The organism is Leptospiraceae bacterium, assembly GCA_016708435.1.
Taxonomy (GTDB): domain Bacteria; phylum Spirochaetota; class Leptospiria; order Leptospirales; family Leptospiraceae; genus UBA2033.
Map to the genome: position 1 here is coordinate 328503 of JADJFV010000002.1, position 24764 is coordinate 353266.

The window sequence follows — 24764 nt, forward strand, 5'->3', positions numbered from 1 at the left end:
TGTCACCCTCAAAATTCCGCCCGCATTCGCCCCTACCGCCAAGCGAGCGATATTGGGGGTCTCAAGATGTTGAGATTCCCGACTGAAAATATCGGGAATGACATTAACAATCTGATTCGTTTATAGCTGATTCGAAGCATAATAGTCCACAGAAAATGTATGAATGCAATGAAGTCTATTCAAAATAGTAATCCCAAAAAAATTAGAGTAGGAGTAATTGCTGCTGCGGGAAAGGGAACTCGTGCTTATCCGCGCACTAACTTTATTCCTAAACCTCTATTTAAGATTGAAAACAAATCAATTCTTCTTAGAAATATTGAACTTCTACATCATAAATTAAAAGTCGAAAAAATCTACATTCTAGTCGGGCACTTAAAAGATCAGATGCTCGAAGAGATCGAAGCATTAAAATACGTATTGCCCAAGGTAGTAATTGAAGCTGTAGAGTGGACTACGAAGGGTCTTGCGTCTGACGTTGCTTCCTTAGAAGATAAAATAAGTGAACCTTTCTTATTAATTTTGGGTGATGAGTATTATTATAAAACTAATCACGAAAAATTTCTAACTACTTATAAGCAAAATAAAAAGTTAGTAGCATCGATTGGAATTTTAAAAACTTCTGTGATGTCTCGGATTCGTAAGAATTATTCCGTTGAACTCGATGGAATGAGAATTAAAAATCTAGTCGAAAAACCAGAAGACCCGCCAAATGAATGGCTTGGTCTTGGCTCTTACTTATTTACGCCTGCCTATTTTGAGTATTTCAAAAAAACTCCACCATCGCCTAAAAGTGGAGTCATCGAAATTACAGATGTAATTGACCTAATGGCGAAAGAGACTAATCAAGTGTATGCGACAGAAATTGAATGCGATTATTTTAATATCAATTCTATGCAAGACTATCACTACGCAGTCTATGAAGTCCGAAATGATTTATTTAATCAGTATAAGATTTCTCTAATCATCCCAACGCATAATAATGAGCGCTCTATTTCAGATGTGATTGTAGACTTCAAAGACAAGGTGCATGAAATTTTAGTAGTAGATGCAGAGTCAACAGATACGACAGTTGAAATAGCTAAATCTTTTAAGACTCAAATAGAACATTATTTCTACGGAGAAAAAAAAGAATACGAGGGAGTTCAAATTCGTCAGGGCTTCAATCGAATTACGGGAGATATTGCGATTATCGTTTCGCCTGACGGTGCCTTTCGCTCTAAAGATTTACCTAAACTTTTGGAGTATATGAAAGACTGTGATATGGTAGTAGGCACTCGCACTACAAGACAGATGATAGAGCAGGGCTCTAATTTAAAACCGCTTCCTCGTTTTATTCACCTCGCAATGGGTAAACTCATCGAAGTGCTATGGTGGAATCAAGAGCCGCGGTTTACGGACGTTGACTGCCGTTATATGGCTATCTGGAAAGATTCGTATAACAGAATTAAACCCTCACTCGAAGTGCAAGGAAAAACTTACACGGTCGAGATGATGATTGAAATTATTCGCGCTCATATGCGTTGTATCGAAATTCCAATTTCTTATTTTAAGCCTGTGGAATCACAGCCTTATAAATGGAAAGATGCGTTTCACGATGCAGCAGCTATTATGAAGATTGCGTTCAAAAAAAGAAGAGAAGATTCAAAGAATAAAAAAGCAGAGGAGTAATTATGAAAGTATTAGTAACAGGTGGGTGTGGATTTTTAGGCTCGCATGTATGTGAGTCGTTTATCAAAAAAGGCTGGGGTGTTGTAAGTTATGATAGCATGACCAAGTATGAATTAAAACGCACCGGCTACGGAACAGATGCCACAAGAGATTTCAATTGGAATTATTTAAAAAAATTAGGCGTGACAATGGTGAAAGGAGATATTCGAAATAGCGAGCATCTTCTCGACCGCACACAGGGTTGTGATTTTATTATTCACACTGCGGCACAACCTGCAATGACAATTTCTTGGGAAGACCCTGAGTTAGATATGACAACTAACGTTGTTGGAACGTTTAACGTTTTAGAGACAGCTAGAAAAAGAAAAATTCCAGTCGTCAACACAAGCTCGATTCACGTCTACGGAAATTCAATCAATGATTCACTGACTGAAGGTGAAACGGCATATGAGCGTAGTCCGATAGAAATTCCGGAAACACAATCTGTGATGGTTGGAAAAATTTCTCCTCTTCATGCTTCTAAAATGAGTGCGGAGCATTATGTGCAAACATACCGTGATATGTATGGAATCTCAGCGGCAAGTTTTCGTTTTACCGGAATCTACGGCGAGCGCCAATTTGGCGGGGAAGATCATGGCTGGGTAGCGAACTTTGCAATTCGTTCTGTCTTTGGTTTACCTCTGCGTATTTTCGGAACCGGGAAGCAAACACGCGATATCCTCCATGCAACAGATGGAGCAGAAAGCTATTTCAACTTCTTCCAAAATCAAATCTCCGGCACTTACAATATCGGTGGAGCTAAAGAGCATAAAATTTCTCTCCTCGAATGCATCTATATGATCGGTGAAATTCTAGGTCGTAAACAAGAAATTATCTTCGAAGCAGAGCGCCCTGGTGACATGCGCTATTTCATTTGCGATATAAATATGGCACGCAAATTCGGCTTTAATCCTAAAATCAAACCTCACGAGGGGATAACACGCCTTCTCTTGTGGATACAAGAAAATCGATCTGTGTTTGAAATTAAGAAGTAAGATTTGAAAACCCTAATTGTAATTCCTGCCTATAATGAAGAAGAAACTATCGCGCAAGTGATTCACGGCGCGGTGAAGCACGCGGATGTATGTGTGGTGGATGATGCGTCGAAGGACAAAACTCCTGAGATCATCAAAGGCTTACAGCGTGCTTACCCCAATCGGTTGTTTACAGTGCGACATGAGAAGAACACGCATATACCGGGCGGAGTGCAAGATGGGATGAAGTTTGCACTTGAAAAGGGTTATGATTATGTGATTACAATGGATGCGGGCATGTCGCATAATCCTGATGAGCTTCCAAAATTTCTAAACTATCCCCCGAATGATTTAGTCATTGGGAAGCGTGCAAAAGTCGAAGGAGTTCCATTTTATCGAAGAATTATTTCTTTTGGGGCAGCGCGCTTAATTAACTATTGCCTCTCTAAGAGCATGTTTCATCTACTGGGTCCAAACTTGAGCGATTGCACTTCAGGATACAGACGTTATTCGAAAGAGGCATTTACTAGAATTGCCAACGCCCAGTTGGAATCAGTTGCATTTGACTTTCACATGGAAGCATTGTATCTTACTTATTCAAATGGCGGCACCGTGCGGGAAATTCCGATTACCTACATATTTTCAAATTCCTCCTTTAATAAAAAAGTTTTAAAACTTGCTTGGGCATATGCATCGAAATTATTGAAACGCAAATTTGGGATGAAGGCGTAGAGCCAAAAAGTCACTCAATTCATCCGTCTCTACGAAAATGCAATGAATGCGCTTGGAAAACATGTAATCGTTGAATTGTATGACTGTGACCCTGAGATTATAAACAATCAGGAATTGGTTGAAAAAATTATGATTGACGCAGTTGGAATTTCTGGTGCGACTCTTGTAAAAACTGTCTTTCATAAATTCAGTCCTCACGGCATAACGGGAGTAGCCGTTGTCGCGGAATCCCATTTCGCAATTCATACCTGGCCTGAATACGGATACTGTGCGCTAGACATTTTTACTTGTGGTGAGCTAATCGATAATCACCGAGCAATTGAATATTTTAAAAATAAACTTATCGCTAAAAATTTTTCTGTCGTGGAAATGGAACGCGGTGTTTTAAATTTAGGAAAGGAGATCTTTCATAAACCTCCAGGTGCATGAAATTATTAACGTATGAAGAACTGGCTTATTTATGGCGCAACAGGATACACAGGCGAAATCATAGCAAAAGAGGCAATTAGCCGAGGGCATAAACCAATTCTTGCTGGAAGATCTGCTGAGAAATTAAAACCTCTTGCTGAATCTCTCGGCCTTAGTTATCGAGTGTTTAATCTCAATAAGCCGCACGAAATGGAAGAGGGACTGAAAGATGTTGAGTTGGTTCTACATTGTGCGGGACCTTTTATTCATACGAGTGAGCCAATGATACAGGCTTGTCTGCAATTTGGAATTAATTATCTAGATATTACAGGTGAAATTCCTGTTTTAGAAAATACGTTTTCCTATCACGCCAAAGCAATCGAGAAGAAAATTGTTTTGATTTCTGGTGTAGGCTTTGATGTAGTTCCAACAGATTGCATGGCAAAATATGTTTCCGAAGCTTTGCCAAATGCTTCTTCATTAGAAATTGCATTCGTAGCCATTAGCTCGCCAAGTCAAGGAACAGCAAAGTCTATGGTTGAAATGCTTCCTAAAGGAGGCAGAATTCGTAAAAGCGGCAAATTGGAATTTTACCCTCTTGGTAGAGGAAGTAAAAAGGTTCAATTCAGCGATGGAGTAGAGCGAACTATTCTTCCAATTCCATGGGGAGATTTGGCAAGCGCCTTTGTCAGCACGAAAATTTCTAATATAACGACATATAGTCATTATCCGGAGTCATTCATTAAAGCACTTCCCTTTCTAGAAAGTTCTATTCGTTATTTGACAGATTTTGAAATTGTTCGAACTACTTTACAGAAGATTATTGAATTTACAGTGGAAGGTCCGAACGAAGAAATGAGAAAGACCGGCAAATCGTTAGTATACGTCAAAGCCTCTGATGAAGCCGGGAATTTTAAAGAAGCCTGGCTTGAGACTCTGGAAGGTTATTTGTTTACTGCAAAATCAAGTATTCTATGCGTGGAATCAGTCCTAAATGCAAGACCGATAGGCGCAATTACTCCCTCTCTCGCATTTGGAAAAGACTTCATCATGCAGATACCTGGAACAAAAAGGATGGATTCTATCTAATGAAATTTTACGAAAAATTTACAACTCGTTCAAACGAATTAAAAAGCCTACTTTGTCTGGGACTTGACCCGGAGTGGGAGAAATTACCCGGAAATGTCAAGAGTTCTGACAAACCGCTATTTACCTTTTGCAAGGAAATTGTAGACGCTACACAGGATAAAGTTGTTTCTTATAAACCGAACATTGCTTTCTTTGAACGATTTGGTTATAAAGGCATTGAACAATTTGAAAATTTGGTAGAGCACATAACATCTAAGTATCCGCAAGTTTCTATTGTCGCAGATGTGAAGCGAGGAGATCTTGCAAACACTGCCAAAGAATACGCCAAGTATTATTTTGGTGATTTGAAGGTTGATACAGTTACACTTTCCCCCTATATGGGCTCTGATAGTATTGAGCCATTTTTGGAATACAAAGACCACGCGGTTTTCTTGCTTTGCCTCACTTCTAATCCCGCCTCTAAAGATTTACAGAAAATTAAGACTTCAAACGGAAAGAATTTCTACGAAGAAGTGGCTAATTTTAGTAAGTCGCTCAATGTAAAATACAAAGATCAAGTTGGACTTGTAGTAGGGGCAACACATCCAGAAGAGCTATCTCAAATTCGAAATGCATTTCCTGAACTTGCCTTTTTGATTCCGGGCTACGGTGCCCAAGGTGGAAATCTCAGCGAACTAATGAAAGTATGCGCTCGCAATTCACTTATTAATTCTTCTCGCTCGATTATCTTTAATTCTTCAGGTTCTGACTTTGCAGCCAAAGCCCGTGAGAAAGTGGAAGAGATTAATCGGGAAATGAAAGAATTGTTTTAAGGACTTAATTTTCCAATTGACGAAATAAATCTCAAATCAAACTCTGAGAGATTAGATGTAATCTTTTCGAGGAGATATTTTAAAATGAAAAAACTATTTTTGATACTGATCCTTTTTCTTTTTGTGGCTTGCAAAAAGGAAATTTCAATTTCAATGGTAACGGCAACGTCTATGCAAAACGGATTGCCATTTCTGGCATTGAATGATTCCAAGTGGATGCCAGAGGCTAATGCTGAGTTTGTGAAGTTTCATGTTTACTTAGATGAAGCTGTTCAACTTTCTAAAGTGGAAGTCAATTCCTGTGGAGATGATTTTAAATCCCGCATTGATATGTATATTAACTTCGACGAAATGATTCAGACAATGAAAGAAGAGGGTAAAGTTGCGAATTATAGTTTTGCAACACCGGTGACAGCTCGCTCGGTTACGTTTAATTTTTCTAAGAATTCAAATATCTGTCTTTCGTCAGTTCATTTGTATGATGAGAAGGGAAAACAGTTCAAAGTTAAGTCGCCGCGGATAATCGAAGGAACCGCTGTTGCATCCGAAACAGGAAAGCCAGAAGCTTCTTATGGTGTCATGAATTTATTTGATTCAAGATATGAATATTCCTACGCATCGCTTGATAATTCAAAGGGAGTTTCCATCGACTTCACTTTCAAAGAACCACAAAAAATTAAATCAATAAAAGTATGGAATGGGTATCAGAGATCAGACGTTCATTGCGTAGAGAATGGGAGGGTAAAAACGATTAACCTCACCGGCGACGATGGATATAGTGAAAAAATTACTTTAAAAGATGAAATGGGTCCGCAGGTTGTCGAATTGCCTAAGTTATTCTCCGGAAGAAATTTAAAAATGATAGTCGATGAATCCTATCGAGGAAAAAAATACAAAGGAATTGTTTTAAGTGAACTGCGATTTTTTGATGGGAAAGAATGGTTTCTACTCGATCCGTTTTCTCGTATCAAAGACATCGCAAAAGCAAATGGAAAAGACTTTGAGCAAGCAGGAACTTCTGATATCATCAATAAGAGTCTAGTTGGCACTGATGTTGCTGTTACCTCTCCCGAACAAACAGGCTCTAATTGGACACTTCGTTTGCGCTCTGATGGAAGTATGTTTATGGAAGGATTCACTTCTTCCACTGATGCTGACTCGGAAAATACAAGTCGTTTTTATGCGTTAGGTAACTATGAAGTCAAGTCTACTGAGAATAATGTTTTACAAGTTCGTATTTTTGGTTTCTTAAGAGAATTAAAATCAGAGGTAGCGACTGCAACCGATAATCCGGAAGAAATGCAAATGGATTGCAATGGTTGTGGTCGTGATTGCAATACTCTTGGCTCAGGTGGTGATCCAAATAAGATAGAGAAAATATTTGCTGAATTTTTGGAAGTGGAAAAGATAGATGGAAGGTTTGTAGTGAGAAATCTAAAGCGCTCCAATCATCTGAAATTTGATACTTTAAATATGAATTTAGAATAATTTGATCTATCGCATAACTTCTCTATTCCCACTATGGATACTGATTGTGTCCATAGTTTCTTTTATTTATCCTCCTTTGATTTCGTGGTTTAAAGGGGATTATATCTCTTTTGCGCTGGCACTCATCATGCTTGGTATGGGTTTAACTCTTACGCTTGACGATTTCAAAAGAGTTCTCAAATTTCCTAAATCAGTTTTAATTGGAGTATTTCTGCAATACACGGTGATGCCTCTGTCTGGATATGCGATTGCCTATATTTATGATTTGCCGACTCCCTTTGCTGTAGGGCTAATCCTTGTTGCCTGCTGTCCTGGAGGCACTGCATCGAATGTTTTGACATTTATTGCGAAGGCGGATGTTGCGTTATCTGTTACCCTCACTTCTATTTCTACTTTGCTCTCTGTTCTCCTGACTCCACTTCTAACTTTGTATCTAGCTGGAAACCGAGTTGATGTAAATTCTGTAGGGCTTCTGCTTAGCACTTTAAAGGTAATCATTTTACCCGTTGCCATTGGTGTATTTTTAAATTACTTTTTTCCTAAGCTTACAAAAAAACTTTCAGTTGTTTCTCCACTTCTAGCTGTCTTAATGATTATATTAATTGTAGCCTCGGTCATTGCTGCAAATAAAGCACCTATTACTGAGTCCGGCTTTAAACTTTTAGCTTCTGTATTTTCTTTACATATTGCAGGATTTTTCTTTGGGTATATATTGAGTATCCTTTTAAAAGAGAATTTAATTTCTGCTAGGACAATTTCGATTGAAGTAGGAATGCAAAATTCAGGTCTTGGAGTATTGCTTGCTCGCGAAAATTTTACAAATCCGCTGACAGCAGTTCCCTGTGCGATTTCGAGTCTTGCTCATTCGCTGATTGCAAGTGTGCTAGCGGCATTTTGGAGAAGGGGAAAATAACTTGACAAATGTAGTCACAGGGACTACATTGGAATTATGTTAGCCATCGGAATACGAGAATTAAAAAGTCAATTAAGTCAGTATATAAAGATTGTCCAAACAGGAGAAATACTTTTGATAACTGATCGAAATCGGATCGTCGCAGAGTTAAGAGGGTCTAGTCAGGACAAAAATTTCAGTAATGATTCTAAGTTAGAAAAATACATTTCCAAGTCTACTGAGGGAGGGATTATTAAGAAAGCGGTTAGGAGTGAGTCTTTTATTGATTCATTTTATAAAAAAAATAAAACCAAAGCAAAGCTAGATTGGAGAAAAGTCTATGCTGAGATAAAAGAGGATAGATGAATTTATTTATAGATTCCAGTTTTTTACTTTCTATTCTTTTTGAAGAGGAGGGATCGGATGAATGCTATCAAATTTGGAAGAAGGGTAAATCGAGATTAGGCTCTATTCTTATTTCTATCGAGTCAATTAATTCTATCAGGCGAACTTTTCAGAATACCAATCTAAAACAAACCAATCGCATTTTAAGAGAAAAAGAAAAGTCTTGTGAATTGATGCTCTCTGAAATCTCACAAAGAAATATTGACTCAACGATTTATGAAATTATAAAATCTAAAAAAGAGATATCAGGATGCAGATCATTAGATGCAATTCATATTGCTACTGCCCTGGAATTTAAAAGAAATAGTTTATCAGAAATTTATATTTGTTCTACAGACAAGAGACTTCGCGATGTAGCAAAAAAAGTTTCCTTCCCAATCTTGCCAGAAAAAGTAAGCGTCAGTTAGTTGAACACTTCTTCCGATTTGAGGATAAAGCCTGTTAGCTTTTTAGAAGTATAGGTTTTATTTTTACATTTAATAGTGGTTGGTCAAGTAGAAATTGGTATCGTTCGTAGAGACAGGTCTTAGACCTGTCTCTACTTAAGACTACATCACCGTTGCAATTAATTGTTCTTCGATGCGCTCCATGTCTTTTAATTCCTTCTCAATAGAGAATAGCTTCTTTTCAGTTATAGAAATTTCTCTTTTGATATCGGAAAGAGTTTTCGGGCTAGTGACTTTTACTTTTCTATCATACACACTCACGGGCATGTAATGTCCGAAGGTATCTCTACCATCAATTCTTTTTATGAAATAAAAATCTTTCGCCAATACATGCTTTGCTGAATAGTATTCTGGTGAGACAATGTCTGTCTTCTTTGCATTTTTTAAAATGATTACCCCATTGTGCACAAAACCACCGTTATCCTTATCACTTTTGGCATTTGGCAAGGCACTACCAAATACAATCAGTGAGTCTTTGGTAGTCTCGGCAACTTTGCCTACAATATTAAAGCTAATGGGTGTAATGCGCTCAAGCTTATTTCGGAGAGATGAAATTCGACTCGCAAGAAAAGATCTGTCAGTGCTAAGACGTTTCTCTTTGGCATAGAAATTTCCCAGTTCTTTGTGCTCCATTTTGTTGCGGGCGCTTTCTAATCGTTTGGTCTCGATTTTTTTGAGTCGGGCTAATTTTACGTAATCGATAGAATTGTAAAAAGAGGGCTTGCCGCCGCAAATATCACCATAAGCGGAAAGGTATTCTCGGAGTTCCATTTTTGTTTTAATGAACAATGCACCATTTACCAATTCGAAAGGATAAAGTTTTTTTTCGCCGAGTTTATTACGGATTCCAATTCTTCTAGCTCCATCGTTTGGGTCTACGGAAATGGATTCTTTTGGAATGACAAGTGTTGGCAGATTTCCAAAGCTAGGGCAGACGAGATCAGAGCTTAAATAGGCTCTCTTTTCAATGCCCAGCCATTTGATTAAGATTGTAAATGCCAGTCCTAAACAGACGATTTTTATGATTAGTTTTGTTTGTGGTTTCATGCTCTTCTCCCTTTTATATATAATTCTAACAATGGGCAGGACAAATTAGGAGTGATTTGGAAAAAAATTCCTAAAAAAATTCTTTCATGGTAAATATTTGTTTATGTTACATAATTTTAGCTCGTCTTGGGTTTGGGGAATTAAGATTTCCGATCTTAGGAAGAGTGCTAAAATTTAGAATAAACTGTCTGTTTTTGAAATATTTTTTATTTTTCTCTCTAATCTGTCCTGCTTGAATACTACTATTTCGATATAGTAAAAAATTGTATAGTTAAAAATAAAGGCTATACAAAAAAATAGTAATAAAATTATCTTAAGACATAAACGGAATTTTGAGAGAAGGATATTGTATGAAAAGAAAACAATTAGCTAAGCAACCAGGGATTGGCGATTTTAAAAACAAGTGCTCGGAAATGGTTAAACTCTATGATGCTCGAATCATTCGAGTGATCTATGAAACTATTCATGAGAATGTGTATTGGAAAGGGGCGAGTCCTAGTTCTATTAAAAAAGATGTTCTGGTTGAAATTAATGCTAAACTTTTAAAACAGCGCGTAAGTGTGATTCATTTGGATTTTATTGTGGATGAAGTTCTTGTTTATTTTGGGAATTTTTTAATTCTCTTGGAATCAGGCAAAAGACGACAAAATTAGGAAAAATACCTTTACAAAGGATATATGTGTATATATTAATTCCTTTATAGGGGGATTTTATGACAGAAGAGGAGCTTTCAGTTCTTATTTATGAGTGGCAGTCTTTTTTATTATCCCAAGACGAAGGAATTGAGCGAGACGCTGAAAAGATTATTTTAGAAAGCATTGGCTCTAAACCTATGAAAATCATTACTGGATTTCGTCGCTCTGGTAAATCTTTTATCGTTCAAAGAATTGCTCGAAAATTAGTTAATTCCAAAAAGTATTCGCGTGAAAATCTTTTGTATTTGAACTTCGAAGACTTTCGTCTTGCCGAGGTATTGAGTCCAAAAGATTTATCTCGCATTTACGATTTCTTTCTATCTCGAATTGCGAGAAAAGGAAAAAAACTTTTAATTTTAGATGAAATTCAAAATGTAAATGGATGGGATAAATGGATTCGAACGATTTATGAGAAAGAGAAGGATATAGAGATTGTCCTCACTGGTTCAAACTCACAACTCCTCTCGCAAGAATTAGGCACAAACCTAGCCGGACGTTTTATTGAATTTTTCATTTTCCCTTTTAGTTTTAAAGAATTTTTAACTTACCGGCAAATTTATGTTAGTCACGAGAAAGATTATTTACGAAATCGACAGGAAATTAGAACTCAGTTTTATGAATTTCTAAAGTTTGGAGGATTACCGGAAGTTCTAGATATTCGAAATGAAGAGTCAAAACTATCCTACCTACAGGGAATTGTTACAAAGGTTATTCTAGACGATGTAATAAAAAGATTCAATATCGAAAATATCAATCTTTTGGAAAAGCTTTTAAGTTATCTTTTGTCCACTGCTGGAAATATTGTAGCTTATACAAAACTCAAAAATAGAATCCAGGCGTATGGGTTGTATGATATTAAAGTAGAAACTATTATCAAATACATTAACTATCTTACTAAACCATTTGCATTAGTAGAATTGAATAAATTCGATTGGAAACAAAGTAAGGTTTTCTCTACTTCAAAAAAATTCTACGCAATTGATACCGGCCTTTTAAGTTTATATAGACCGTTTAATGAGAATTATCCGTATCGTTTAGAAAATGTTTTATTTCTAGAATTAAAACGCAAAACTAGAGAGATGTATTATGGTTTAATCGAGAATCATGCTGAAATAGATTTTCTAACTCATTCCAACTTAGAGAATTGGCATCTCTACCAAGTGTCGGCAGAGCTAAAAGAGGAAAATCTAAAACGAGAACTAAATGCATTTTACCTCGCGGATAAACACTTAAAGAAAGGAAAATTTACTGTGTTTACGCTAGAAGAAGAATCAAACGATCTCTCCTTTAAAGGTATTTCAATTTATCAAAGAAACATTATCAGATACTTACTATTTGGAGAAATGGAATAATACTCAGTGATGAAAGTCGTTATATAATTTTTTAAACATCTTCTTCTCTAATAAAGCAGGGGCAAATAACCGTAATACCTTCACAAAGAATCCGCTTTTATCCATTGTCACTAATCTAGAATTTTTATCTTCCACTGCGGCTAACATGGCGTTTGCTACTTGATCGGGAGTGAGTAGTTTTCCTCCGTGTTGTTTGTCGTTTAACTTTTCACCTGACCCTGTTAAGCCGGAAGTTCTGAGGTTGGTTTTAGTGTAAGGAGGACAGAAGATAATAGAACGCACACCAATTTCGGAAAGTTCGATTCGAATGGATTCAAAGACAGCGTGGAGGGCAGACTTCGATGAAGAGTAGGCTGCTCTCGCAGGAACTCCGTATAAGCCGGAGACTGTGGAGGTAACAATCATTACCCCTTTGGCTCGCTTAATCGGTTCAATTAGTTTAGAAGTTAGATTTACAGTTCCAAAGAAATTAATATCGAACGTTTTTCGGAAAACACTTATATCTGTCTCATCAAATCTACCATGAGTGGTAATTCCTGCGTTATTAAATAATACATCTACTTTATCAGTCTTAGCTGAGATTTGCTTTTGGACGTTAAGTATATCGGCATCGGAACTAATATCACACTGAATTGGAATAATTTCCGCGTTATGAAACGCTTCCATGTTCTTAGGATTGCGGTCTAGCGCAAATATTGTGCAGGGAATCTCTTTTAGAGCGAATAATATTGCTTCGCCGATGCCGCTAGATGTGCCGGTAATAACTATCGTTTTGTTTTGCCAAAAATTTATATTCATACTTTGTCCTAGAAAATTTTCAATCTTTGATTTTATACTCTAATTTATCAGAATGGAAAAATCTGGCAATGATAATCTTCGATTGTTTATACATCCTGTAAACCTGGCGGTTCGCGGAGAGGTAAAACAACAATGAATCGACTACCTTCATTCACTTTACTTTCTACGGAGAGATCACCACCAAGTAAATTGGCAAACTGTTTTGCGATGGTGAGTCCGAGTCCTGTACCTGCATATTTTCTTGTATTTGAATCAACCGATCGTTGGAATGGATTAAAAATCTTGCTAGAATCCTCTTCTGAGATTCCAATACCCGAATCGACTACTTCGAATTGTATCCATTTTCCTAAATCAATCCTGGTCAATTTGACGATAAGCGAAATACTTCCACCATTTGTAAATTTACAGGCATTCGAAAGTAAGTTTAATAGTATATGCTTTAATTTGTCAATGTCTTGGTAAATTAAAGTTATCTCCTCCGAAATGGAAAGAGAAAAAGTATTTTTATTTGCGGATAATAACGGTTTGATTGTATCAATTAATTCATCTAATAATGTATTTAATTCAAATAAATCATTCTTTACTTCCATTTTTTTTGCGTCTAATTTTGCGATGTCCAAAATGTCATTAATCATTTTCAGTAAATTTTTCCCAGATCGATTGATCTTGAGGCTATCGCTGAATATCTGCTCGGCACTTATCTGTGCTGCTTCTTCAGCGATTAATTCACTGTAACCAAGGATTGATTGAAGTGGAGTTTTTAATTCATGACTCATGGAAGCAAAAAAATGACTCTTTGAGTGTAAGGCTTCTTCCAAAACATTTTTCGCGTTTAATAAGTCAGATTCAATTTTTTTAAGTTTAGTAATATCTTGCATCTGGATGATATAGTATTCAGGGAGATTTTTTTCATCTCTGAGTAGAGAGATGCTCAAGAGTGCCCAGACTAAAGCGCCTGATTTATGTTCGAGCCTATTTTCCATTTGCAGACTTTCTACTTTCGCCGATAACAATTCATCAAACTTTACAATGTAGTCTATAACGAATTCTTTTTCTAATAGGCTAAAAAACTGTCTAGACGTTAGTTCCTCTTTTGTATATCCTAAGATATTGCAAAAAGGCTGGTTGACTCTGAGCCAATTATCATTTATCCCAATGAGTGCCATCCCCGAGGCAGAATAATGGAATGCGCTTTCGATTTGCTTCTTTGCTTCATCTAGCTGAATTTCTACAATTAATCTATGCCTCATTTCTGGAATTGAGCCTGCGAGAGAAATTCCTATCCCCAAAAAAACAAAAGAAATTGCGCTATTGAGTGACATTGGAATCTGGTTTGTAGAATAAAATAAAGGCACTCCGTAAATATATCCGAGTGAAAAAATAGCTCCGATGAATCCAATGATATTTCCTAAAAAGAAAGCGGTGTATTCAAATAGTTTTATCTTTGACTTAATGGATAATAGCATTATGCCTGCTCCAGCAAGTGCAGAGCAAAGAGAGCCAAAGAAAGAAGTCTTTGCCGCAGTGCTATACCATTTCCCATAATTCTTAAAATGAAAAAGCGCAAAATCAATCCCAAGTTCAGATTCGGTTGCGTATTCAAAAATTCTAGTGAATGAAATTAAAAAAATAAAAGAACAGCCAATGAAAATAAATTTCTTTTCCATTCAAATGAATTATTTAAAACATATAAAGAAAATCCAATTATCATGGAACTCAATGCACCGTTAGGTGGCATAGGCTTATAGTTTGGATTCATGCTAAATAAAAATCTTGAATCTAGGACCCATCCGATCATAGCAACTAATCCAATTCCGAATGTGAAAAACGCGCAGAGTTCGATAAAGATTAAGTATCGATCTATTTTTTGACCTAAATTCATTAATTTAGAATCATCCCTTTGAACTGCTGGTAATCGTTAGTTTTAAAATTTTTGTTCGTGTAATTTCTTCTTCTGGTAGCTTTGAAAAAAAATCTCCTCGCAGTAAAAATCGATTTTCTTTTACTTTGAACTCTTCCATAATTTCTTGCAAAAGAAAGTCAATCAAATCCACAGCGCCCTGGGTATAATTGAATTCATTGCTTACAAATATTGTAAAATCCTTTATACTCGAAGAATAAGTTTTGAGTTCAGCAATGTAATTTGCCAGCGTATTTTTAAATTGTGTGGAATTAGTAATGCCTTTTATTATCAACTTGATACTTGATTCATTTATGACGTCATGCGAAATAGAAAAAGGAAAATCTTTTTTAGAAACCAAATCTGTTTCTTTAATACCGAGAGCCTCGGTAACTTTTGCAAGCAATTTTGATTGTTCGAATGGTTTGATTAGATAGTGCGTTATCCGCAAGGCTGCTGCTCTTAGTATGTCTTCTTTTTCTTGCAGTGCAGTGATTATAATGATTGGAGTATTTTGAATTTCCTCTCTGTATTTTTCAATGAAACTAAATCCATCCATGACCGGCATCATGACATCCGAGATGATTAAGTCATAAGGGATTTTTAATTTATTAATAGCAAGTCTCGCGTTGACAACGTGATCTATTAGTATATTATATTTTTCTAATGTTCTGGTTACTATTTCAGCAGAATTGGGATCGTCTTCTAATAGTAGGATTCGATAGCTTTTATAATTTTTATTCGATGACATTCTTATTTCTCCGTTTAATAATTGTTTTGCGCTCACTAAATTCTTCCATTGCAAACCGAATACCTTCTCGTCCAAGGCCTGAATCTTTTACGCCACCGTAAGGCATATGATCTACGCGAAAGCCTGGAATTTCATTGAATAAAATTGCACCCACATCCAAATCATCTGTTGCCTGTCGCATAATTTTATCGCTATCTGTAAATACTCCCACTTGAAGACCAAATCGAGAATCATTTACTCTTTGCACTGCCTCTGAGAAGTTTGTATAGTCATCCAAAATTACGACCGGTCCAAAGACTTCTTCTGTTGAAATTTTTAGATAAGGAGGGACTGATTCTAATACGATTGGATATACTATATTATCCACTGCGTTGACGGAATTTAAGAAAAGTGCATTTGCTCTCTTTGCTTCTTCTACCCAGTTAAGAATTCGATCTCTTGCTTTTCGATTGATTAAAGGACCGATGAGCGTATCTCTTTCAAATGGATTGCCTACTATGACCTTTTCTGTTTCCCTTAGAAACTTTTTTTTAAATTCCGAAAAAATACTATGATGAATAAATATTTTTTGAACGGATATACAAACTTGACCTGCGTATGCAAACGCACCAAATACACAGCGGCTAACGGCTCTTTCTAAATCGGCGTCTTTGTGAACAATGACCGCAGCGTTTCCTCCTAGTTCGAGACAAACTTTTTTGTGACGAGCGAGTGTTTGCAATTCCCATCCTACACGATCACTTCCTGTGAAGCTAAGAGTGGATACCCGCTCATCCTTCACCATTACTGAGGCTAATTCATTTGAACAGTGAACAACTTGAAACGCGGCGAGAGGAATTTTTTCGAGGGAATCGGAAATGAATTTTGCAGCATCCGCAAAAACTTGCGCAAGTAAATTTGAAGCTCCAGGTGCTTCAGGGGATGGTTTTAAAATTACACTTGCTCCGATAGCGAGGGCAGGGGCGACTTTATGTGCAACAAGATTGAGTGGAAAATTAAAGGGAGTGATTGCTAAAATAACTCCTCGTGGTGTAAGAAAGCTTATTGCAGAATCAAACTCCCTTCCGTTTCGATCGCTGTCTAGTGGAATAATATCTCCCGCATAACGTTTACATTCCTCACTTGCAATTTGAAAACAGGAAATTGCGCGACTTACTTCGACTTCTGCGAGCATAATTGGTTTACCTGCTTCTTCGATTATGACGGAAATAAATTCGTCTCTACGTTTTTCAATTCCCTCTGCAATTCGTTCTAGCAAAATGGATCTTGTATAGCGTGAAACTTTTTTGAATTTATCAAATGCGGATTTTGCAAATTCAATTGCTTCCTCAACCTCTGATTCCCCTGCTTGTTCACAAAGACCAACAGTGGTTTCAGAAAAAGGGGAAGATATAATGCGAGTATCCCCAGTTTCTTTCCAATCTCCGCCTATCCAAAGTTTGTATCGCAATTGATTTACTCCTACTTCATTTTTTTATTTTTATAGTCATAGAGCAACTAGAAAAAATCAAGCGCAATAGAAGTTTTAGTGTAGGCTCCTTTTAAAAACTGATACCGCACTGGCTTGAAATCTGTGCCTTGTATTTTGGGTAGATGGTTGCATTGTAATGAATTTGATCTAGCATCAAGGAACTGTCTGGCGGATCAGTCTCTGTCACGCCAAAAATAGGAAGGGGATTTATAAAACAAGACACAAGCTGGCTAACTCCTGCATTGACTGGATTTTTAGCAAGATTTTCATTCGGCAAAAGAATGGGATGAATTCCTATTACGATGCTGTTTGCATTCCATTTTTCTTTTATTCTAAGAATAACTTTTTTCATTGTGTCAATGCTAGTCGCACTCGAAACTTTTCTTAGAACTCCATTTCCGTCTCCAGTGGCGATCAATACATTCTTTGGATAACACTTAATAGCCTCCATTTGATAAAGATAATCACAGGCTGTATTTCCCGAAACTGCATAGTTTAAAGTTTTTGTAGTATCATAAAATGTTGAAACAGAGCGTGCCAAGTCCATCGTAGAATCTCCGATAATTATTGTTTCGCAAGAAGTTGAATAATTTGCAAATTCCGTTGTTGCATACTTTGTATAAAGTGAATTCATACTTTTGTATTGGGTTTTACAATCGTTTGGATTCTGAGATTTCTGATAGTTATACGCTACGGCTAATAGCAATAATTCGTTTCTGGTGGGATGCTGTGGTTTTGTGTTTTGGCAATCCAGTATGAAAAGACAATAGAATAATACCACCGATGCACACCGAAGACACCGATAGAGATATAAAAATCTAATTGGCATTAGTCTAATAAATCCAAGCCATCGGTAATAATTTCAATTGCATCAATGATATCAAAATTGCTTTATTCCATTTATCCGCAGGGATGTATTGTAAAATATTTTTCTCCAAAAGAAAATGTCCAAAGCAAGATTGACACATGGCAACCATTCCATACTCAGTTTTCACTTTTTCTAAGGTTTGATTGTATCGTGGACATTTCATAAAGTTTACGCTTTCTTTTCTGTTCCAGTTATCCTGCCTATAATTCCATACGCCAGTTTCCATACAATGAGCGGAATAGCAATGTTAATCACAAAGGTGATAATCCAGCCCAGATAAAATCCACCGAAGTAATAAGGATCTATCATATGCATTAAGTGAATGGTCATTGGATGAAGTAGAAATAGGGCAAGACTATTTTCGCCAATGTAGGCTAATCCAGAGTAAACTCGTTTCCATTGAACAGATTGCGTTGATTCCATTTTAATCCCAAGAAAGGTGAGAACAACGAAACAAGCGATTGGATAGAATAAGAAATGATTTGAAATTTCTAGGTTTATGCTGACTGTGAAGTAGGTGACTACGGCTAGATATAGAAACATTGCAAAAAGGAGTGTTGGGAAATAATATCTATTTGCCTGTAGTTGCTCTAAGAAAATTTCTTTGTTTGTTAAAATTCTTTTAGCACTGAACCCTGCGACAAAGAAGAAGAGGTAATTTGAAAAACTAATTGCTTCCAGATTACCGAGGATAGGCAATGAACTTGGATAGAAATGGTTCGAAGCAAAGTTGAGTAAAAAAGAAAATACAAGCACGGAATGAAAAATTCCTGAACTCCAAGTTTGAATATTTCGAAATACAAATGCAAATAGAAAATAAAATCCAAAGAGAAGAGGGACATAATAATAAGGTTGGAAGACTTGTCCGAGAAGAAGCTTTGGAATTATGTCTGATAGAAAATCAGCAGGTGGATATTTTGTGAAGTATCCAATGCAGGCAATGATTACGTATGGCACCAGCAAATTTTTAAGTTTAGAAACCCAGAAGGCGGAGTTTCCTTTCCAGGAAAGAAAGAATCCAGAAGAAAAAATAAAAGCTGGAACACAAAATCGGGAGAGATTTGCCAGCCATTTGGATGAAATTAACTGAGTATCTTTCGGATGAAAGAACGCAAAATAGGAATCTATATGAATAATTACAATGGAGCACATTGCAATACCTCTAACGAAGTCCACAACTTGGCTTCTTTCTCCTTTCTTGGTCGGTGTTGCTGTGGAAAGAGTAAATAAATTTTTGAATGACGAAAAACTTACTGCGAGTAAGATGAAAAGAATCATTCCAAAAAGTTCGATATATAAATTAGTTGTTTGTATCATGCTTGTATAGGAAGTTGTTAAATATTGGGATTTGTAAACCCTATTGTTATAATCGAATATGTTCAAGAATTTTTTATACAAACTAAATCGTTTTTCCGAATCGAGGAACTTAAATGGCATCCATTGTTAGTTTAAAAGCGGGCAAAACTATCTTCAAAGAAGGGGATTTTGGAAAGTCCATGTACATCGTCCTTGAAGGCACGGTAGAAATTTATGTAATTTTAAACCGACAAGAGACACATCTTGCTACTATGAACCAAGGTGACTTTTTCGGAGAGATGGCATTGTTTCGTGATAAACCGAGAAGTGCCTGCGCGAGGGTAATCACTGACGTTCGTTTAGCAGTCATAGAGAGTCGTGCACAATTAGAAAAATTTCTATCGGATAATCCGTTGTTTGCCGCTAAGATGGTAAATATTATGGCGGCGCGTTTGGCGAATACAAACGATTTACTCTTTCAGAAAATCAACGAGCTATCCGCAAAGAAAATGGAATTCCAGTGAGTTTTCCTTTTTGAATTTATTTTCCCTTTTTCAATCTGGCGGATTCTTAATGTATCCGCTTGCAATTATTACAATCATCAATACTTCACTTATCTTGCACCTCTTCACTACTCTTTTGAGATTAGTAAAAGATGTTAACTCCATTCAAAAAAAAACTCCGTCTAGCTCTATAATGAAATTATTGTTTAAAGCTTCCAAGCATTCTGGAAAAAGAAAATTCTGGATGGTGTTTGAGGATCAGCTGGTGCTCTACGAGAGGCGTATTTATTGGTTGAGTAACCTTGCCGGCTTATCAACGTTATCCGGTCTGCTCGGAACTGTGATTGGAATTTATATTTCTTTTCAAAACATGAAAGTAAGTGGTTCGGCTTCAGCGGAAGTATTTGCGGATGGAATCGGCGTTGCTTTACTTACAACAATTGCTGGACTCATGATAGCCATTCCCTCTATGATGTCTTTCTATATATTGAAACATTTACTAGAAGTCATAGAAGAAAAGGCGTATGCATTTTTATTTCATTCGGAAGAGGCGAATATTCATTAGCCGAATGGAATCATGAGCACTGGAACTTTTGATTCATGGACAATGGTTTCGTCAATGTCTTGCACAAAAATCTTATAGAGTAGATTGTGTTTGTGATGTCCAATGATAACTAAGTCAATATTCAACTTAACAGATTCTCTTAGAATCATATCAACAGTAGCCCCTTGAACTAAAAGTCCCTCTGCATCAAATTTCTTTTCGCGGAGTTCATCAGCATATCTTTTAACAAGCTTGTGCTCTTTTTTCAATTCATCGGCGCGATGATCGCGAATGTATTGTGGACCAACTTCGTAACCCACAAAATCTGGATCAGGCGCAGCAATATGCACAAGCCAAATCTTGGAGCCAAATTTTTCAGCAATGGACATTGCTTTGTCGAGTAGGACTGAGGTTTCTTTTTCTTCGAAGGTAACGGTAACGAGTAGATTTTTCATAATTGGAATGCCTTTGTTTCTATGTTTTTATTCCTCAAACTTTTCGTCAAAGAAAATTACATTCATTAAGTCTTTCGATGTAACAATACCTTCCAGTCTTCCTTCGTCATCTAATACAACCACTGATTCTATAAGATGATTATTCATTTCGTTTACTGCATCATATGCGTTTGCATTTGCATTAAGAGCAATCAATCTATGATGTGGTTGGACTTCCTCAATGGTTTTCAAAAGAATAGCTTTATCGTTATTCAAGGCAAACTTTAGGAAATCTGTGACAGACATGACTGAAACTGGATGATGTAACTCATCAACGATGACAAGGTGGTGAATATTTTTCGAACTCATTTTCCGAGCTGCGTCTTGCCAAGTATGCTTTAGACTGACAGTAAAAACATTTTTTGTCATTACATCTCTTATCTTCAATCCATCAAATGAACTCTTCATTTCGTTTCCTCTCTTAGAAATCTTGATATTTGATAATATCATATTGTCTCAGTCTTGGCAATAATTTTTAAACATTTACCATTTCTTTCCAAAAGATAATTTTCCAATAAAAAGAAAATGGGTTGATTGTTTCTAATATATTTTCAAAATAAATTTATGAAAATAATCAAGATTTTTTTTATAACTCTATTTCTCCTATCGTTTCAAATTTTATTTTCGCAAGAAACGGAAATGGTAACGATAACTCTTCTAAGAAAGAATGTGCAGGTCATCGTCAATGGTGAGTCAAAAGTTCCAAAAGTCGATGAAGAATATCCTTTAACTGCTAAAGTCCAGTCTGATGGAATGGGTTTTTTAGAATTCAAATACAAAGATACTGTTTACCGCGTTGAGAAGAATACAACAATTCTTCTTTCTGATGTTATCAAGTCTTCTGGAATAAAAAATTTTAAACCAGATGGGAAAACTGACACCGCCGGCGTTCGCGGGGGAGATGTAAATAGAAAGAAGAATAAAAAGCAAAAGCCCAAAAGAAAAGTAGAAGAGGATAAATAACTCACCTTACGCAAGGTGAGTGACCAGCGTGCCCAGCGCTGGATTTGGGGCTACACCTAACGGTGGGTTCGCTGCCGCGGGCTATTGACTTTATTGCTTTGTGTATAATGGGTAAACAAGTATTATCCTCAATCAAAGATAAGTAGCCTTTCTACTTTGTTTTCATCGAATGAAAGGCCTATCTTATCTTTTTTTTCAAAAATAATAAATTTGTTTTGCTTCTTATATTTTTTTCCAAGCTCTTTTTCCACAAGAGATTTATCTGAGCCAATTTTAATTTCTCCATAGGAAGGACTGTCTTCTCCGAGCAAATGGATTTGATGCACGATTCCGTCTCGCATATATACTTTGGAAGACTTTGTATCATAATACCAAATCTCCATTCCATCTTCTACTTTCGGTTTTCTATCTGGCTCTTTCCATAAAGAGAGAAGTTCTTTGATTGTTGTTCCGATTTGAATTCCATCGACTAATGAAGCTTTACCTTCGTCTTTTGGCGGGATTGAAACAGCGGCAGATTTACTGAGAAATTCAGCCCATTTGGATGAAGAGTCAAAATTTAAAAAATAGAATTTTACAGTTCCTTTTGCTGAATTCATATCAAGTATTGCCAAGTTCAGGATAACAGCGCTTATATCCTCTTCCTCTGCTTCTTTGTTTTTTATTGATTTTTGTAAATCTTTTACTAGTTGAAGGGCTTCGTTATTTCTACCTTGTCCTTTGTAGAATTCTTCTATCTCTGGAACAAGAACACGAGCCATCTCTTTAAATATTTCTCGGGATAATTTCGAATTGCCTTCTATTACTGCAAGCGTATGACAGAAAGCAAGGTTGTTTAGAGTTTGAACCGTTGGTTCTGCATGAAAAGAAGAGCGTGCAAGTTTCAGTGCGTTAGCCTCATCTTGTTTTTCTGGAGAATAAACCAATAGAACAGAGAAGTTGGAAACAAACCAAGGGTCTTGATTTTCTTGAATTAAGGTTCTGTAAGCGGTTAATGCCTTGTTAAACTTTACTCGATCACCCGGGATTTTTTTTGTAACACTCTTTTGGGCTTTTTTATCGAAGACCATATTGTCACGAAAAGAGGGTAGGTCTATAATGCTTTTTAATTTTAAATCTTCCACTAATGCGGATTCTATCCAGATTTTATGCAATGCTACTGTGCGCGCTTTCTGAAAATCCAGATTATCGGGATACGTATTCAATGCTTCGTCTAATTCTTTTAAAGCCTTTTCTAGATTACGAGAAGTTTGAATATCTGCAAACACATACTCCATCTTAGCCGCCCAAGCGTAAAGATCCTTATGCTCGGAATTTATTTTTGAAAGTCTTTCATTAGGAGAAGGGTGAGTTTGAAAATAGGTATTGGATTTTGCCCCAGCATTCAAATCTTTTTGCCTGATGTCATTTAGATGTTTAAGCATTTTTGTGAAATACTTTACATCATAGCCAGACCTTTGCAGTAATAGAATTCCGCTCATGTCAGCGTCTAATTCGAATTCTCTACTTTCCTCATTTTCATCCTTGGAATTTTTCTTTTCAATCTTAGCAAGGTATGATTTGAAACTATGACGATTATAAAAATGTCCTAATTCGTGTGCAAGCATTGGAGCTAAATATATTTCTCGATATCTCTCAAATTCTCGAGTGTTAGGCTTACTTCCAGTATCCTTTTGAATCTGATTGTCCATTTCATCGAGTAGACCGGTAAGAATGATAAATTGTCCTCCAGGGAATGCAAATGCGTTAAATGCATCGTCTTTAATGATCGAGTATTGTGATTCAAAATTAGCATTGCCTGAATTACTTTTCAGTTTATGAAAAGTTGCGTCTATCGTATGGCGCCAATTTTTATGCTCTTTGATGTCGCCGCCTAAGGCCTTTGCATGCTTTTTGTAATCTGCTAAACTGAGAGATTGCACTTGTGACCAAAGGGCCTCTTCAAAATTTACTGACTCTAACGGAAAAATGGAATTAGCCGTAGCAATCAAGAAGGCTAAGAATATTGATTTAATTAGGTTTGTTTTCATGTTTATTTCTCCCTTGTTTCAAAAACAATTCGATTGACATCGTATTTTGTTTTTCCAGTTTTATCTAATTGTAGAGTGATACCTTTTGTGCCTAACAAGCTTTTTGTGCTACCGGTATAAATTCCCTGTGAAACTCCATTTTCGAGCGCAACAGAGGAATCAGAGGCAATGACTACCATCGTATCTTCGCCGATTGGAGTGGAGGCTATGAGCTTGTATTTCTTTGGAGCGTCAGGAGGTGGAAAAGCAAACTCTTTGTTAGTCTCTACTTTGTTGTTGGATTGGTATTTGTTGGGAAATAATTGTGTAATAGATCCATCCTGTCCATAGACTAGTATTGTAACGTATGCATATTTTTCTTGCTTCGAGCGGATAATGAATTCTACCCGCAACTCATCTCCTATGACTGCTCCACCGTTATCCTTAGAGCCAAGTGCATTAGTAATTTCAATTTTATAGTCTCGTTTGCCCGGAGATTTTAGATTTGCTAATTCCTGTAATGACTTTTCTCTTTCAAGAACGGCTAAGAATTCTTGGGAAGATGTATCATTCAAACCAGTCCAACTACCAATAATTCGAGAAGATTGAGTATGAACTATTCTAAAACTAGTTGAGCCTTTTTCTACAAGCACTAAGTAGGAAGCGCCTAACGTATTGCCCGCCTTCGCATAACTGCCTTCTTTTAGAATTCCCTGTTGACCTAATTTCATTTCCGTTAGTAAAGAATCAATCCGTGTCCGCTCGACTGGTTGTAAAAAATCGGTCTTACTCATGGTCGATTCGATTTCTGCTCTGAGATCAGGCTGGGGTCCGATGACGGCTACAGTCAATTTGCCGTTAGCATAAATGGGAAAGGAGAATAGAATTAAAAGTAAGTAACGCTTAATCTGAAGTCCTGAATTTTGAATGGATTGGATTCCGAATACACTTGCCAATTTAAATAAGAATGGTTTCATTTTCACTCCCTAAAATTCTAACTATTAGTAGTGACTTGATTGATTGCAATAATATTTTGAGAATGAGCGAGTTGTCTCTTAAAAAAGTATGGCTTTAATGGACTAGACTGGTTTATTCCACGCCAGACCGCATTAAAGAAGTT

28 protein-coding genes are annotated in these 24764 nt (G+C 36.6%); 15 read left to right on the forward strand and 13 right to left on the reverse strand.

Annotation, left to right across the window (positions count from 1 at the left end; all coding sequences use genetic code 11):
• Positions 1–168: 168 nt before the first annotated feature.
• From IPH52_06940 to IPH52_06985, 10 genes are all read left to right on the forward strand, one after another.
• The gene (locus IPH52_06940; GenBank protein ID MBK7054779.1) at positions 169–1668 is read left to right on the forward strand and encodes a glycosyltransferase; all 1500 of its coding nucleotides are present in this window, start codon (positions 169–171) and stop codon (positions 1666–1668) included.
• Between the two features lie 2 nt (positions 1669–1670).
• Positions 1671–2702 (forward strand): NAD-dependent epimerase/dehydratase family protein, encoded by a 1032-nt coding sequence (locus IPH52_06945; protein MBK7054780.1) that lies wholly within the window; start codon positions 1671–1673, stop codon positions 2700–2702.
• A 3-nt stretch (positions 2703–2705) separates the two neighbouring features.
• Positions 2706–3413, forward strand: a complete 708-nt coding sequence (locus tag IPH52_06950) for a glycosyltransferase (protein ID MBK7054781.1) — start codon at positions 2706–2708, stop codon at positions 3411–3413.
• Between the two features lie 42 nt (positions 3414–3455).
• Entirely contained in the window at positions 3456–3842 is a 387-nt protein-coding gene (locus IPH52_06955) for an S-adenosylmethionine decarboxylase proenzyme (protein MBK7054782.1), read from the forward strand.
• 12 nt (positions 3843–3854) lie between these two features.
• On the forward strand, positions 3855–4910 hold the full coding sequence (locus IPH52_06960; protein ID MBK7054783.1) for a saccharopine dehydrogenase NADP-binding domain-containing protein: 1056 nt from the start codon (positions 3855–3857) through the stop codon (positions 4908–4910).
• On the forward strand, positions 4910–5722 hold the full coding sequence (gene pyrF / locus IPH52_06965; protein ID MBK7054784.1) for an orotidine-5'-phosphate decarboxylase: 813 nt from the start codon (positions 4910–4912) through the stop codon (positions 5720–5722). Before IPH52_06960 ends, pyrF begins: the two co-directional genes overlap by 1 nt.
• 84 nt (positions 5723–5806) lie before the next feature.
• Positions 5807–7210, forward strand: coding sequence for a hypothetical protein (locus IPH52_06970; GenBank protein ID MBK7054785.1), 1404 nt, complete (start codon positions 5807–5809; stop codon positions 7208–7210).
• Between the two features lies 1 nt (position 7211).
• Positions 7212–8123, forward strand: a complete 912-nt coding sequence (locus tag IPH52_06975; GenBank protein MBK7054786.1) for a bile acid:sodium symporter family protein — start codon at positions 7212–7214, stop codon at positions 8121–8123.
• Positions 8124–8159: 36 nt separating this feature from the next.
• Positions 8160–8468 (forward strand): type II toxin-antitoxin system prevent-host-death family antitoxin, encoded by a 309-nt coding sequence (locus IPH52_06980; protein MBK7054787.1) that lies wholly within the window; start codon positions 8160–8162, stop codon positions 8466–8468.
• Entirely contained in the window at positions 8465–8914 is a 450-nt protein-coding gene (locus IPH52_06985) for a PIN domain-containing protein (GenBank protein ID MBK7054788.1), read from the forward strand. The genes IPH52_06980 and IPH52_06985 overlap by 4 nt, the downstream gene beginning before the upstream one ends.
• 141 nt (positions 8915–9055) lie before the next feature.
• On the opposite strand, the gene IPH52_06990 is transcribed toward IPH52_06985, so the two are convergent.
• Entirely contained in the window at positions 9056–10000 is a 945-nt protein-coding gene (locus IPH52_06990) for a hypothetical protein (GenBank protein MBK7054789.1), read from the reverse strand.
• A gap of 350 nt (positions 10001–10350) precedes the next feature.
• On the opposite strand from IPH52_06990, the gene IPH52_06995 reads away from it, so the two are divergent.
• A complete protein-coding gene (locus IPH52_06995) occupies positions 10351–10653 on the forward strand; it encodes a hypothetical protein (protein MBK7054790.1) in 303 nt (100 codons plus the stop codon).
• Positions 10654–10712: 59 nt separating this feature from the next.
• Positions 10713–12047: an ATP-binding protein gene (locus IPH52_07000; GenBank protein MBK7054791.1), complete on the forward strand. Its 1335-nt coding sequence runs from the start codon at positions 10713–10715 to the stop codon at positions 12045–12047.
• 3 nt (positions 12048–12050) lie between these two features.
• Here the strand turns inward: IPH52_07000 and IPH52_07005 are convergent, their stop codons facing one another.
• The 8 genes from IPH52_07005 to IPH52_07040 form a co-directional block, all read right to left on the reverse strand.
• A complete protein-coding gene (locus tag IPH52_07005) occupies positions 12051–12845 on the reverse strand; it encodes an SDR family NAD(P)-dependent oxidoreductase (GenBank protein ID MBK7054792.1) in 795 nt (264 codons plus the stop codon).
• An 86-nt stretch (positions 12846–12931) separates the two neighbouring features.
• Complete coding sequence (locus IPH52_07010) at positions 12932–14512, reverse strand: HAMP domain-containing histidine kinase (protein MBK7054793.1); 1581 nt, start codon at positions 14510–14512, stop codon at positions 12932–12934.
• On the reverse strand, positions 14467–14727 hold the full coding sequence (locus IPH52_07015; GenBank protein ID MBK7054794.1) for a hypothetical protein: 261 nt from the start codon (positions 14725–14727) through the stop codon (positions 14467–14469). The genes IPH52_07010 and IPH52_07015 overlap by 46 nt, the downstream gene beginning before the upstream one ends.
• Before the next feature lie 10 nt (positions 14728–14737).
• Entirely contained in the window at positions 14738–15496 is a 759-nt protein-coding gene (locus tag IPH52_07020; GenBank protein ID MBK7054795.1) for a response regulator, read from the reverse strand.
• A complete protein-coding gene (locus IPH52_07025) occupies positions 15483–16946 on the reverse strand; it encodes an aldehyde dehydrogenase family protein (protein MBK7054796.1) in 1464 nt (487 codons plus the stop codon). Before IPH52_07025 ends, IPH52_07020 begins: the two co-directional genes overlap by 14 nt.
• 91 nt (positions 16947–17037) lie before the next feature.
• The gene (locus tag IPH52_07030; protein MBK7054797.1) at positions 17038–17601 is read right to left on the reverse strand and encodes an SGNH/GDSL hydrolase family protein; all 564 of its coding nucleotides are present in this window, start codon (positions 17599–17601) and stop codon (positions 17038–17040) included.
• Positions 17602–17800: 199 nt separating this feature from the next.
• The gene (locus IPH52_07035; protein MBK7054798.1) at positions 17801–17998 is read right to left on the reverse strand and encodes a hypothetical protein; all 198 of its coding nucleotides are present in this window, start codon (positions 17996–17998) and stop codon (positions 17801–17803) included.
• Positions 17999–18003: 5 nt separating this feature from the next.
• Positions 18004–19152: an acyltransferase gene (locus tag IPH52_07040; GenBank protein ID MBK7054799.1), complete on the reverse strand. Its 1149-nt coding sequence runs from the start codon at positions 19150–19152 to the stop codon at positions 18004–18006.
• Positions 19153–19265: 113 nt separating this feature from the next.
• Here IPH52_07040 and IPH52_07045 point away from each other — a divergent pair, with 113 nt between their 5' ends.
• Together IPH52_07045 and IPH52_07050 are read left to right on the forward strand one after the other, a co-directional pair.
• Complete coding sequence (locus IPH52_07045; protein MBK7054800.1) at positions 19266–19655, forward strand: cyclic nucleotide-binding domain-containing protein; 390 nt, start codon at positions 19266–19268, stop codon at positions 19653–19655.
• Between the two features lie 10 nt (positions 19656–19665).
• Positions 19666–20199 carry a MotA/TolQ/ExbB proton channel family protein gene (locus IPH52_07050; GenBank protein MBK7054801.1) on the forward strand — a complete coding sequence of 178 codons (534 nt, stop codon included), beginning with the start codon at positions 19666–19668 and terminating at the stop codon, positions 20197–20199.
• On the opposite strand, the gene IPH52_07055 is transcribed toward IPH52_07050, so the two are convergent.
• On the reverse strand, positions 20196–20633 hold the full coding sequence (locus IPH52_07055; protein ID MBK7054802.1) for a universal stress protein: 438 nt from the start codon (positions 20631–20633) through the stop codon (positions 20196–20198). The two genes, IPH52_07050 and IPH52_07055, sit on opposite strands and share 4 nt — an antisense overlap.
• A 27-nt stretch (positions 20634–20660) precedes the next feature.
• Positions 20661–21080 carry a CBS domain-containing protein gene (locus tag IPH52_07060; GenBank protein ID MBK7054803.1) on the reverse strand — a complete coding sequence of 140 codons (420 nt, stop codon included), beginning with the start codon at positions 21078–21080 and terminating at the stop codon, positions 20661–20663.
• Between the two features lie 156 nt (positions 21081–21236).
• On the opposite strand from IPH52_07060, the gene IPH52_07065 reads away from it, so the two are divergent.
• Entirely contained in the window at positions 21237–21635 is a 399-nt protein-coding gene (locus tag IPH52_07065; GenBank protein ID MBK7054804.1) for a hypothetical protein, read from the forward strand.
• Between the two features lie 128 nt (positions 21636–21763).
• On the opposite strand, the gene IPH52_07070 is transcribed toward IPH52_07065, so the two are convergent.
• Both IPH52_07070 and IPH52_07075 read right to left on the reverse strand, forming a co-directional pair.
• Positions 21764–23665 carry a M48 family metalloprotease gene (locus tag IPH52_07070; GenBank protein ID MBK7054805.1) on the reverse strand — a complete coding sequence of 634 codons (1902 nt, stop codon included), beginning with the start codon at positions 23663–23665 and terminating at the stop codon, positions 21764–21766.
• Between the two features lie 2 nt (positions 23666–23667).
• On the reverse strand, positions 23668–24621 hold the full coding sequence (locus IPH52_07075) for a DUF4384 domain-containing protein (GenBank protein MBK7054806.1): 954 nt from the start codon (positions 24619–24621) through the stop codon (positions 23668–23670).
• Positions 24622–24764: the final 143 nt, after the last annotated feature.